Below are 12,513 nucleotides of genomic sequence, written 5' to 3' on the forward strand. Positions count from 1 at the left end.
CACGGCGGAAGCCACCACGGTCACCGTCACGGCGCTCGAACGAACGGCCACCGCGGTCACGGTCCCGGTCACGGTCGAACGGGCGACGGTCGTCACGGCGGTCGTCACGGCGGAAGCCGCCACGGTCACCATCGCGACGGTCGTCACGGCGGAAGCCACCACGGTCACCGTCACGGCGCTCGAACGAACGGCCACCGCGGTCACGGTCCCGGTCACGGTCGAACGGGCGACGGTCGTCACGACGGTCGTCGCGGCGGTCGTCCCGACGGAAGCCACGCTCACCGTCACGGCGCTCCGCGCGGTCCACGTCCTGCGCGGCCGGCTGCTCCGGCACCGCGACGGTGTCGACGCGGGCCTCGGTCGCCTCGGCGGCCGGAGCCTGCGGCTGCGCCGCCTCGTTGGCCTCGGCCACCGCCGTCTCCGGGTCCTCGCCCCGCTCGCGCGCCATGCGGGCGACCAGCCGGTCGGCCTCCTCGCGCAGCTCGGCGGCCCGGCGCTGGGCGCGCTCCAGCTGCTTGGTGAGCTGGGCGACCTCGCGCTCGGCCTGCTGCGCGGCGTGACCGGCGGACTCGGCCTGCACCTCGGTCATGGACCGGGCGCCGGTGATCTCGGCGACCTCGGGGTCGAAGGCGCCGCCGCCCTGGATGATGTGGCGCGAGGCGTCGACGCCCGCGTCCTCCATCAGGCGGAAGATCTGGCGCCGCTGGTGCGGCAGGGCCAGGGAGACGACCGTGCCGGTGCGGCCGGCGCGGGCGGTACGGCCGGCGCGGTGCAGGTAGTCCTTGTGGTCACCGGCGGGGTCGACGTTCAGCACCAGGTCGATGCCGTCGACGTGGATACCGCGCGCGGCGACGTCCGTGGCGACCAGGACGTTGACGTACCCGTCCTTGAAGTCCGCCAGGGTGCGCGTCCGCGCGCCCTGCGTCATGCCGCCGTGCAGCGCCTCGGCCTTGGCCCCGGCGTCGCGCAGCTGCTCGGCGACGCGGTCGGCGCCCAGCTGGGTGCGGACGAAGATGATGGTGCGGCCCTTGCGGGAGGCGATCGCGGCGGTGACCGGCGCCTTGTCCTTGGGCTTCACGATCAGGATGTGGTGCGACATGGTCGTCACCGCGCCCTGCGCCGCGTCGACCTCGTGCGAGACCGGGTCGTTCAGGTAGCGGTCGACGAGGGTCTGGATCTCGTTCTCCATCGTCGCGGAGAACAGCATCCGCTGGCCGCCCGCCGGGACCTGGTCGAGCAGCTCGGTGACCTCGGGCAGGAAGCCCAGGTCGGACATCTGGTCGGCCTCGTCGAGGACGGCGATCTGGACATCCTCCAGCGAGCAGGCGCCGCGGTTGATGATGTCGCGGAGCCGGCCCGGGGTGGCGACCAGCACGTCGACGCCCTTCTCCAGGGCGTAGATCTGGTTGCCCATGGACGTACCGCCGCAGACGACCTTCATCTTCAGGCCGAGGACGTCGCCGTAGGGCTGGAGCGCGTCGGCGACCTGCATGGCCAGCTCACGCGTGGGGGTCAGGATGACGGCCCGCGGCCGCTTCCTCTCGGTGCGGCCGCCGGCCAGCTGGGCCAGGGTCGGCAGACCGAAGGAGAGGGTCTTGCCGGAGCCGGTGCGGCCACGGCCGAGGATGTCCTTGCCGGCCAGGGCGTCCGGGATGGTCGCGGCCTGGATCGGGAAGGGGGTGGTCACGCCGTTCTGCGCGAGCTTGCGCACGACGCCCTCGGGGAGGCCGAGGTCCGCGAAGGTGATCTCGGGCGCGGCGTCCGCCGCGGCCTCGGACACAACCTCGATGTCGGCCTCGTTCTCGGGCACAACGGCATGATCAGTACTGGTGATGGACATACGTCTGCGAAACCTTCCGGAGTCTCATCGGCACGCGCCCGTCAACTCCGTGATTCGCACACGACCGCCTCGATGCGGTCCGCCACGGCAAAGGAGAGTACGCGCCACACGGCGCGCTCTGCGTTGGCGCCGGGCAAATGGGATCAAACGATCTACCACCATACGCACTCCCCACCCCCGAAGGCAAACCGCCAGCACAGAGGCGTCCACCACACCCGTCCGCCCCACCGACTCCCCAGCCGCCCATGCCGACGCCCCGGCCGCCTACGCCGGTGACCCCGCCTCCGGTGCCGGTTCCCGTTCCGCCAACTGCGGCCCCGGCTCCGGGTGGGCGGACGACGAGGGTTCCGCGGTCGTCGGCTCCGGCGAGGCCGGCGGTTCCGGTGACGGCGGGGGCGGCTCGGGGGCCTGAGTGGTCCGGGTGGGGGTCGGCTGGGCCGGCGTCGGCCGGGGTCCCCCGCCCCCGGGCCCGGCGGGCTGTCCGGGTCCGGCCGGCGGTGAGGCGGACGGGCCGCCCCGGGCGGGCGCGGAGGCCGACGGCGCCGCGGAGCCGCCCGGCTCGTCGTCGCCCCGCTTCCCCTTCCCCTTGTCCCGGCCCTTGTCGTCGGCGCGCTCGGCGTCCCCGGCCGCCACGCCGTGGTACCCGGCACCGCCGCCGGACACCGCCGGGCCCCCGTCGGGCGCCTCGCCGCCCTCGGGCCCGGCCGAGTGGGACGGCCTGGCCCGGCCGCCGTCGTCGTCACCCACGCTCATGCAGCCGGCGGCAGCGGCGACGGCCACGACGGTGGCGGCCAGGCGGACGGGTACGTACAAGGGGCGCACGAGCAGCCACCTCCGGGGGCCGGTGAAGAGTCAATGTGCCCAACTCCCGCCGCCCGCAAGAGGACACGCCCACGCTCACCCGTACCCGAGGGCGTGCAGCCGAGCGTCGTCGATCCCGAAGTGATGGGCGATCTCGTGCACCACGGTGATCTCGGTCTCGACGACCACGTCCTCCCGCGTCTCGCACATGCGCAGCGTGGGCCCCCGGTAGATGGTGATCCGGTCCGGCAGCACCCCGGCGTACCACTCGCCGCGCTCGGTCAGCGGAGTCCCCTCGTAGAGCCCGAGCAGCTCGGGATCGTCGGCGGGCGGTTCGTCCTCGACGAACACCGCGACGTTGTCCATCAGCCGCGTCAGCTCCGGCGGGATCCGGTCCAGCGCCTCGGCGACCAGTTCCTCGAACTCCTCGCGCGTCATCTCCAGCACAGGCCCATTGTCCGGTACACATCGCCGTACGAGAGGGCGTACGGCTGCTCGCCGCGCCCGGCGATCTTCGGCATAGACACCCTCACACCTGGGCACAAGGCACCAATGGCCCGCGTCTTCGCCGCAGTCCTGAACGCCCTGCCCCGCACCCGCAAGCCGTCCCGCCCCCGTCAGCCCGCGCTCGAACTGGCCGACCGCCCCCGCCCCTGGACCCGCGCCCTCGGCCTGATCGCGGTCGTGCTGCTCGGCGGCTGGCTGGGGCTGCTGGTCGTCGGGCAGGTCCGGGTCCCGGTCGGACCGATGGACACGACGATGACCCTGCGCCCGTCCTTCACCGGCGGCACGAAGATCAACGTCTCCCCGCTGGGCGCCCTGCACCTGGACAGCCACGTCGCCCCCGTCCGCCTGGACGTCAACGTCGACCAGCTCGACCCGGCCCGCTCGCAGGCCCTGGTCGACCACCCCGAACGCCTCTCCGGCCTCCAGGACGAGGTCACCCGCGACGTCGGCCACGGCACCCTCGACCTGGCCGTCCGCTCCGGCGTCGCCGTGGTCGCCGGTGCCACCGCCCTCGGCCTCGCCGTCTACCGCCGCCCGGGCCGCGCCCTGGCGGCCGGCGGTCTCGCCCTCACCCTGCTGGCGGCCTCCGGAGCGACGGCGTACGCCACCTGGAACCCGAAGTCGGTCCTGGAGCCGCGCTTCTCCGGCCTGCTCTCCTCCGCGCCCTCCCTGGTCGGCGACGCCCGCAGCATCGTCACCGAATTCGACGTCTACCAGAAGGAGTTGGCGCGCCTGGTGACGAACGTGACGAAGCTGTACGACGCCACGTCCACGCTCCCGGCCTACGCCCCCGACCCGACCACCATCCGCGTCCTGCACGTCTCGGACATCCACCTCAACCCGGCGAGCTGGAAGATCATCGCGTCGCTGGTGGAGCAGTACGAGGTGAACGTGATCGTCGACTCCGGCGACACCATGGACCACGGCACGGCGGCGGAGAACGGCTTCCTGGACCCCATCGAGGACCTGGGCGCCCCGTACGTCTGGGTCCGGGGCAACCACGACTCCCGGGTCACCCAGCGCTATCTGGAAGACCTGAAGAACGTCCACGTCCTGGACGACGGCCGCGCCACGACCATCGCGGGCCTGCGCTTCGCGGGCATCGGCGACCCCCAGTTCACCCCCGACCGCACCAACAAACCGGGCGCCGAGCAGTCCCAGGAGCTGGCGGGCGCCCGCCTGGCCTCGGCGCTGCGCGACGAGCGGGCGGCCGGTACGCCGGTGGACGTGGCCATCGCCCACGAGCCGGCGGCGGCCCGCCAGACGGACGGGGAGGTGCCGCTGGTCCTGGCGGGCCATGTCCACCACCAGAAGATGGAGGTCATGAAGTACGGCACCCGGCTGCGCATCGAGGGCTCGACGGGCGGGAGCGGGCTGCGCGCGGTGGAGGGGGAGTACCCGGACCCGATCGAGGCGTCCATCCTCTACTTCGACCGTGACACCCGCCGCCTCCAGGCGTGGGACGCGATCCGGCTCGGGGGTCTGGGCGAGACGACGGCAGAGGTCAGCCGCCACCTGGTGGAGGAGAACGAGCCGGGCGCGTCCCCGTCCCCGACGCCCACCGGCAGCCCGGCCCGCACACCCTCTCCATAAACCGTTTTGGCGATCCCTCCCGCCATCCCATATGCTTCTCACGTCCCCGACGCGCTGAGAAGCGCCCAGGCGGGCCGATAGCCCTCATCGTCTAGCGGCCTAGGACGCCGCCCTTTCAAGGCGGTAGCACGGGTTCGAATCCCGTTGGGGGCACGCAGTACGGTGTGCGACACTTAGCTACGTTGGTTCGCACACAACCCACACCTGGTCCTGTGGAGCAGTTTGGAGTGCTCGCCACCCTGTCAAGGTGGAGGCCGCGGGTTCAAATCCCGTCAGGACCGCTGAGGTTTCGTTTCACGTGAAACCTCGTGGCTGGGTAGCTCAGTTGGTACGAGCGTCCGCCTGAAAAGCGGAAGGTCGCCGGTTCGACCCCGGCCCCAGCCACAACCCAAAGGCCCCGACCAAGCGGTCGGGGCCTTTGACGTTGGTCATTCCTTGTTGCGCGCCCGTGTGACGTTCGGCTCGCAGTCCGGTGCGATGTCCCAGGGGCCTCCGACGTTGCCGGTGAGGTCGTTGTCCTCGACGACGCCGCTGCTGCCTCCGTCGATCCACACGCCCTCGTAGCGGTTGCGGTTGATGCGGTTGTTGCGCAGGACCGTGCTGCTGCCCTCGTCGATCCGGACGCCCACTCCCCCGTTCCCGGCGATGTCGTTGTCCTCCAGCCGGCCCAGGCCGCCCTCGTAGGCGTAGACGCCGTTCACCTTGTTGTCGTGGATCTGGTTGCGGCGCAGCGTGGGGCTCGACCCGGTCTTGATCTCCACGCCGGAGAAGTGGTTGCCGAAGATGTCGTTGTCCTCCAGCGTGCCGAGGCCGCGGTTGAAGACGAAGACACCGCTCTGCTTGCCGCCGTGGATGGTGTTGTTGCGCAGGCGGGGGTCGGCGCCGTCGCGGATGGCGACGCAGGCCAGGCTGTCGCTGCTGATGTCGCAGTGGTCCAGTTCCAGTCGCCCCTGGGAGATCGTGACCGCGTGCGATCGGCCCTTTCCGGCGGTCCGGCGCAGGGTCAGGTTGGACACCCGCCCGATGCTGGCCTTGAAGAGCAGGGCGCTGGCGTCGTGGGCACGGATCTCGATGTCGGCGACGCGGGGGCCGTCGCCGATGATCTCCAGCGGCTTGTCGACGACCAGGCTCTCTTCGTAGAGGCCCGGTCGGACCAGGATCCGGTCACCAGGGCTGGCCGCCTTGATCGCCTCGCTGACGGTGGGGAAGTCGCCCCGGTGGTAGGGGTCGACCACATGGGTCGGCGGCTCCGGCTTGTCCGTGGCGCCGGCCGCGGCCCCGGTGTCCCCGGTCTGCCGCGTCGCCGGCCCCCTCGTCGCGGACCCTCTCGTCGACGACCCTCTGGTCGCCGGTGCCTCCCTCTCCGACCGCCGCGTCTCCGACCGCCGCGCGGCACCGGCCGCCTCGGTGCTCGCCGGTCCGGGACTCGCCGGGGCCGGCTCCGGCAGCCGCCAGAAGGTGTCCCGCATCCGGGTGGCCAGCTCCGCGATGGCCCTGCGCACCACCGGCGAGGTGATCGGCTCGAAGCGCAGCTCACGCCAGTCGGCGCGCTGCCGGGTGTGCAGAACCCTGGCCAGCTCGTCGGCCTTGCGCAGCTCGGGGTCGTCCATCTCGCGGGCGCCGATGTAGTACACGGGCAGGATCAGGTCCTGCCGCCCCAGCTTCTTCTCCCGCTCCAGGAACCGGGTCACCTCGGCCCGGCACGGCGGGCTGCGGAACAGGCTCGGCGTGACGATGACCAGCAGCAACGTGACCGCGTCCAGCGTCTCGTCGATGCGCTGCTGCCAGTTCTGGCCCCAGGCGATGTCGTTGCGGTCCTGGAAGATCGCGAACTCCTCGCCGGTCTGCGCCCGGACCTCCGCGGCGAGCCGTTCCCGGAACTCGCTGAGCTGGCCGTCGTCATGCTGATCGTTGAAGCGGACATAGCTCATGAACGCCGCAGGGTTCACTGACACGGCATCCCCCTCCCGTCACAGTGCGTGAATTCTGACACCCGGGTGCGACGAAAGCGGCCCGATCGGCGAAACCACGACCGCCCGATGCCGCACCGACACCGGCCCGGATTCCGCCCCTTGTGCCCGCCCGGCGCCGACCCGGCGCCTTCCCGGGACCTCCCCGGCGGCGCGCGCCGCAAAAGCGTTAGCCATGAATTTCCCGAGGATGAGATCCTGGACCGCGTATGTCTACGCATCCCGCCCCCGCCCTCGGCACTCTCGCCCCCCGCCTGACCGAACTGTCCCTGCGCGACGCGCACCGGCTCGGCCGCAGGCTCGAAGGCGCGCGCAAGATCCGTAAGCCGGAGGCCCGGGCCGCCGTCCTCACCGAGATCGAGGCGGAGGTCGCCAAGGCCGAGGAGCGGATGGCCGAGCGGCGCCTCCGCGTGCCCGCGATCACGTACCCCGAGCAGCTGCCGGTCAGCCAGAAGAAGGACGAGATCGCCGCCGCGATCCGCGATCACCAGGTGGTGATCGTCGCGGGTGAGACCGGCTCCGGAAAGACCACCCAGATCCCGAAGATCTGCCTCGAGCTGGGGCGCGGCGTCCGCGGCATGATCGGGCACACCCAGCCCCGCCGGATCGCCGCCCGCACGGTCGCCGAGCGGGTGGCCGAGGAGCTGAGGACGCCGCTCGGCGAGGCCGTCGGCTGGAAGGTCCGCTTCACCGACCAGGTGAACCCGGACGCCACCTTCATCAAGCTGATGACGGACGGCATCCTGCTCGCGGAGATCCAGACCGACCGCGAGCTGCGCGCCTACGACACGATCATCATCGACGAGGCCCACGAGCGGTCCCTCAACATCGACTTCCTGCTCGGGTATCTCGCGCAGCTGCTGCCGAAGCGGCCGGACCTGAAGGTCGTCATCACGTCGGCGACCATCGACCCGGAGCGTTTCTCCCGGCACTTCGGCGACGCGCCGATCATCGAGGTCAGCGGGCGGACGTACCCGGTGGAGGTGCGCTACCGCCCGCTCCTCGAAGAGGACTCCGAGGACGCCGACCGGGACCAGATCACCGCGATCACGGACGCGGTCGAGGAGCTGATGGCCGAGGGGCAGGGCGACATCCTCGTCTTCCTCTCCGGCGAGCGGGAGATCCGGGACACGGCCGACGCGCTGACGAAGAAGCAGTTCAGGTTCACCGAGATCCTGCCGCTGTACGCCCGCCTCTCGCACGCCGAGCAGCACCGCGTCTTCCAGCCGCACGCGGGACGAAGGATCGTGCTGGCGACCAACGTCGCCGAGACCTCCCTCACCGTCCCGGGCATCAAGTACGTCATCGACCCCGGCTTCGCCCGGATCTCCCGCTACAGCCACCGCACCAAGGTCCAGCGGCTGCCCATCGAGCCGATCTCGCAGGCCAGCGCCAACCAGCGCAAGGGCCGCTGCGGCCGTACGTCCGACGGCATCTGCATCCGGCTGTACAGCGAGGACGACTTCCTCGCCCGCCCGGAGTTCACGGACGCGGAGATCCTGCGCACCAACCTGGCCTCCGTCATCCTGCAGATGACCGCGGCCGGCCTCGGCGACATCGAGAAGTTCCCCTTCATCGACCCGCCGGACCACCGCAACATCCGCGACGGCGTGCAGCTCCTCCAGGAGCTGGGCGCGCTGGACCCGGCCCAGAAGGACCCCCGCAAGCGGCTCACCGACACCGGCCGCAAGCTGGCCCAGCTGCCCGTCGACCCGCGGCTGGCCCGCATGGTCCTGGAGGCGGACCGCAACGGCTGTGTCCGCGAGGTCATGGTCATAGCGGCCGCGCTGTCCATCCAGGACCCGCGCGAGCGCCCGGCCGAGAAGCAGACCCAGGCCGACCAGATGCACGCCCGCTTCAAGGACGAGACCAGCGACTTCCTCGCCTATCTCAACCTGTGGCGGTACATCCGCGAGCAGCAGAAGGAGCGCGGCTCCAGCTCCTTCCGCCGTATGTGCAAGCAGGAGTACCTGAACTTCCTGCGCATCCGCGAATGGCAGGACATCTACACCCAGCTGCGCACGGTCGCCAAGCAGATGGGCATCCACCTCAACGAGGACGATGCCCCCGCCGACCGCATCCACGTCTCCCTCCTCGCCGGTCTGCTCTCGCACATCGGCATGAAGGACGTGAAGGACGGCAACAAGAACGAGTACCTGGGCGCCCGCAACGCCAAGTTCGCGATCTTCCCCGGCTCGGCCCTGTTCAAGAAGCAGCCCCGCTTCGTCATGTCCGCCGAGCTGGTGGAGACCTCCCGCCTCTGGGCGCGCGTCAACGCCAAGATCGAACCCGAGTGGGTGGAACCCCTCGCCGGCCACCTCATCAAGCGCACCTACTCCGAACCGCACTGGGAAAAGGACCAGGCGGCCGTGATGGCGTACGAGAAGGTCACGCTGTACGGCGTGCCGATCGTCGCCCAGCGCAAGGTGAACTACGGCCGGATCGACCCGGAGGTCAGCCGCGAGCTGTTCATCCGGAACGCGCTGGTCGAGGGCGACTGGCGTACGCACCACAAGTTCTTCGCCGACAACCGCAAACTCCTCAGCGAGGTAGAGGAGCTGGAGCACCGGGCCCGGCGCCGGGACATCGTCGTCGACGACGAGACGCTGTTCGACTTCTACGACCAGCGGGTCCCCGAGCACGTCGTGTCCGGCGCGCACTTCGACTCCTGGTGGAAGCGCAAGCGCCACGAGCAGCCCGACTTCCTCGACTTCGAGCGGGAGATGCTGATCCGGGAGTCGGCGGAGGCGGTCACCAAGGCCGACTACCCCGACACCTGGCGCCAGGGCCCGCTCAAGTTCCGCGTCACCTACCAGTTCGAGCCGGGCGCGGACGCCGACGGCGTCACGGTCCACATCCCGCTCCAGGTGCTCAACCAGGTCACGGACGAGGGCTTCGACTGGCAGATCCCGGGTCTGCGGGAGGAGTTGGTGACGGAGCTGATCCGTTCGCTCCCGAAACCGATCCGCCGCAACTACGTGCCCGCCCCGAACTACGCCAAGGCGTTCCTGGAGAAGGCGGTGCCCCTCCAGGAGCCGCTGACCGTGACGATGGCCCGCGAGCTGAAGCGCATGGTCGGAGTCCCCTTCGAAGCGGACGACTTCGACTGGGCGAAGGTCCCCGACCACCTCCGCATCACCTTCCGGATCGTCGACGAGCGGCGCCGCAAGCTCGCCGAGGACAAGGACCTCGAGGCCCTGAAGCTCCAGCTGAAGCCGAAGGCCCGCAAGGCCCTGTCCCAGGCCGCCGCGGCGACCGCCTCCCGCGAGGGCGGCGAGTCCCTGGAGCGCAAGGGCCTCACCGACTGGACGATCGGCACCCTCACCCGCGTCTTCGAGACCCGCCGGGCCGGACAGCCGGTCAAGGCGTACCCGGCGCTGGTGGACGACGGCGACACCGTCTCCGTACGCCTCTTCGACACGGAGGCGGAGCAGGCGGAGGCCATGTGGAAGGGCACCCGCCGCCTGATCCTCCGCAACATCCCGGTGAACCCGGCGAAGTTCGCATCCGAGAAGCTGACGAACGCCCAGAAGCTGGCGTTGTCGGCGAACCCGCACGGCTCGATCCAGGCCCTCTTCGACGACTGCGCGATGGCGGCGGCGGACAGGCTGATCGCGGACTTCGGGGGTCCCGCGTGGGACGAGGAGTCGTACCGGAAGCTGTACGACAAGGTCCGCGCGGAGATCGTCGACACGACGGTGCGTACGGTCGACGGGGTGCAGCAGGTGCTGGCCGCCTGGCAGGCCTGTGAGCGCCGCCTGAAGTCCGTGCGCAGCCCCGCGCTGCTGCCGAACCTCCAGGACGTGCGCAAGCAGCTGGACGCGCTGGTGAAGCCGGGCTTCGTGACGGAGACCGGGCTGCGGCGGCTGCCGGACCTGATGCGCTACCTGGTGGCGGCGGACCGCCGGCTCCAGCAGATGCCGACCAACGTCCAGCGGGACACCACCCGCATGGAGAAGGTCCACGAGATGCAGGACGAGTACGCCTGGCTGCTGGAGCAGATGCCGCAGGGCCGCCCGGTCCCGTCGTCGGTCCTGGACATCCGCTGGATGATCGAGGAGCTGCGGGTCAGCTACTTCGCCCACGCGCTGGGCACGGCGTACCCCGTCTCCGACAAGCGGATCGTGAAGGCGATCGACGCGGCGCTGCCGTAACGGCGCCCGCACGCAGGGTGAGTTCGACCAGGGCGCTCGGCTCCTGTAGAGTCTCTTCTCGCAGCGCAACGCACGAATCGCGCCGCGAAACCTGGTCCTGTGGAGCAGTTTGGAGTGCTCGCCACCCTGTCAAGGTGGAGGCCGCGGGTTCAAATCCCGTCAGGACCGCATACAGCAAGAGGGCTCGCTCCCGAAAGGGAAGCGGGCCTTCTTCATGCACCGCCCTCGATCACCCTCGCCACCCTGTCAAGGTGGAGGCCGCGCCCGCGGCGCAGCCGCAATCGGGTACCGCAAATCCCGCCAGGACCGCATACAGCAAGAGGGCTCGCTCCCGAAAGGGAAGCGGGCCCTCTTCTCGTTCCGGTGGCCGGCCCGGCGCGGCCGAGGGCCCTGACAGCCCCTCACGCCCCTCCAGAAGCGCCCGGCATCCCAAATCCGCCCCCGGACCGTATACGGCCCTCCTGGCGCCTCCCGCGCCCTTGACGGCGTCACATTCAGTCGGTACCCCAGGAGTCAGGGCAGCGTTTCCCCGTACGGCCCCCGGAGGTGGCGTATGGCGACATCGGCGAGGCACGCAACGCGGGCGCTGCTCCGCGCTCATCTGTCGGCCGCGTCGTCGTACCGCCATCTGACCCGGCACTGTCCGATCTGCCACCAGCTGCTGCGGCTGGCCATGCAGACGGCCGGCCCGGAGGACCGCACCGAGCGGGTCGAGGACGAAAGCCCCTCCCCCGCGTGACCACCGGCGGCCCCAACACCCGTACGTGCGTGGGACCCTGGAACACGTGCTTCCACTAGCGCACATACGCCAACGGCAACAAGTAGCCTGGCATGTGACGGGTGTCACCGCATGAGTTTTTGAAACAGCGGTACTTACCCGGGTCCTACAACTGGTCAATTTAATATGTGCAATTGCACTACCACCGAAGGGTGTCCCACCGCTGTTCCGACACCCGTCCCCAGACTCCGACAAGCCCGCCCACAGGGCCGGGCGGCACCCTGGTTCCGCGCACAAAAAAGATCGCGCTGGACCCGGCGGAGTCCAGCGCGATCGACGACGCACCCTGTCAGATGTCTCAAGACCGTGGGCGAGGGCCTGTTGGGGCAGAACCCGCGTCGCTTGGAGCTAGGGTTTCGGGCTGCCCGGCGGGTTGGGGGACCTGCCGATTCGCCCCGTTATGCAGTTGTTCAGGCCTCGCTGCGCTGCTGCGGGATGCCCGCGAGCAGGGCGCGGACCTCGGCCTCGCGATAGCGGCGGTGCCCGCCGAGCGTGCGGATCGACGTGAGCTTGCCGGCCTTCGCCCACCGCGTGACCGTCTTCGGGTCGACGCGGAACATCGTGGCGACCTCAGCCGGGGTCAGCAGCGGCTCGGCATCAGGGGTGCGAGCGGTCATGAGCGGCCTCCTCGGGAGAACCGAACCTTCTCGGTTCTTTCCTCTAAATTCTGCACCTTGACCCGCGTTGCCCGAAATGGCGGACGCGAGTCGAGTCGGTTATAGGACGAACGGCTTGTCCTCGGCACTACAACTACACCATCTGTCCAGCCGCGTCGGCCAAACCGATGGAATTGCCCTCCCAGGTGTTCATCAGCGACGGAAGCCGATGGACCATGCCATAGCGGACAGTCACGCCACTGTGACGATCAGT

General features: G+C 70.3%; 8 protein-coding genes and 4 tRNA genes. 7 read left to right on the forward strand and 5 right to left on the reverse strand.

What is annotated here, in order from left to right; genetic code table 11:
• The 3 genes from ACZ42A_RS13305 to ACZ42A_RS13315 all read right to left on the reverse strand — a co-directional run.
• Positions 1-1,840 (reverse strand): DEAD/DEAH box helicase (locus ACZ42A_RS13305; protein ID WP_468527314.1); only part of this gene is annotated, 1,840 nt, incomplete at its 3' end.
• A gap of 264 nt (positions 1,841-2,104) precedes the next feature.
• The gene (locus ACZ42A_RS13310) at positions 2,105-2,662 is read right to left on the reverse strand and encodes a hypothetical protein (protein WP_468527315.1); all 558 of its coding nucleotides are present in this window, start codon (positions 2,660-2,662) and stop codon (positions 2,105-2,107) included.
• A 75-nt stretch (positions 2,663-2,737) separates the two neighbouring features.
• Positions 2,738-3,088 carry a metallopeptidase family protein gene (locus tag ACZ42A_RS13315; RefSeq protein ID WP_468527316.1) on the reverse strand — a complete coding sequence of 117 codons (351 nt, stop codon included), beginning with the start codon at positions 3,086-3,088 and terminating at the stop codon, positions 2,738-2,740.
• Between the two features lie 105 nt (positions 3,089-3,193).
• Between ACZ42A_RS13315 and ACZ42A_RS13320 the strand changes: the two genes are divergently transcribed.
• The 4 genes from ACZ42A_RS13320 (at position 3,194) to ACZ42A_RS13335 (ending at position 5,125) form a co-directional block, all read left to right on the forward strand.
• Positions 3,194-4,741, forward strand: a complete 1,548-nt coding sequence (locus ACZ42A_RS13320; protein ID WP_468527317.1) for a metallophosphoesterase family protein — start codon at positions 3,194-3,196, stop codon at positions 4,739-4,741.
• A gap of 80 nt (positions 4,742-4,821) precedes the next feature.
• Positions 4,822-4,894, forward strand: a tRNA-Glu gene (locus ACZ42A_RS13325).
• A 53-nt stretch (positions 4,895-4,947) separates the two neighbouring features.
• Positions 4,948-5,022: transfer RNA gene (locus tag ACZ42A_RS13330), tRNA-Asp, on the forward strand.
• Positions 5,023-5,051: 29 nt separating this feature from the next.
• A tRNA-Phe gene (locus tag ACZ42A_RS13335) sits at positions 5,052-5,125 on the forward strand.
• Between the two features lie 44 nt (positions 5,126-5,169).
• Here ACZ42A_RS13335 and ACZ42A_RS13340 read toward each other — a convergent pair.
• Entirely contained in the window at positions 5,170-6,696 is a 1,527-nt protein-coding gene (locus tag ACZ42A_RS13340; RefSeq protein WP_468527318.1) for a right-handed parallel beta-helix repeat-containing protein, read from the reverse strand.
• A 224-nt stretch (positions 6,697-6,920) separates the two neighbouring features.
• Between ACZ42A_RS13340 and hrpA the strand changes: the two genes are divergently transcribed.
• From hrpA to ACZ42A_RS13355, 3 genes are all read left to right on the forward strand, one after another.
• On the forward strand, positions 6,921-10,865 hold the full coding sequence (hrpA, locus tag ACZ42A_RS13345; RefSeq protein ID WP_468527319.1) for an ATP-dependent RNA helicase HrpA: 3,945 nt from the start codon (positions 6,921-6,923) through the stop codon (positions 10,863-10,865).
• 93 nt (positions 10,866-10,958) lie between these two features.
• Positions 10,959-11,033, forward strand: a tRNA-Asp gene (locus tag ACZ42A_RS13350).
• 385 nt (positions 11,034-11,418) lie between these two features.
• The gene (locus tag ACZ42A_RS13355) at positions 11,419-11,604 is read left to right on the forward strand and encodes a DUF6274 family protein (RefSeq protein ID WP_468527320.1); all 186 of its coding nucleotides are present in this window, start codon (positions 11,419-11,421) and stop codon (positions 11,602-11,604) included.
• Between the two features lie 449 nt (positions 11,605-12,053).
• On the opposite strand, the gene bldC is transcribed toward ACZ42A_RS13355, so the two are convergent.
• On the reverse strand, positions 12,054-12,260 hold the full coding sequence (gene bldC, locus ACZ42A_RS13360) for a developmental transcriptional regulator BldC (RefSeq protein ID WP_003949541.1): 207 nt from the start codon (positions 12,258-12,260) through the stop codon (positions 12,054-12,056).
• Positions 12,261-12,513 lie beyond the last annotated feature (253 nt).

The organism is Streptomyces sp. NPDC030838, assembly GCF_055572035.1.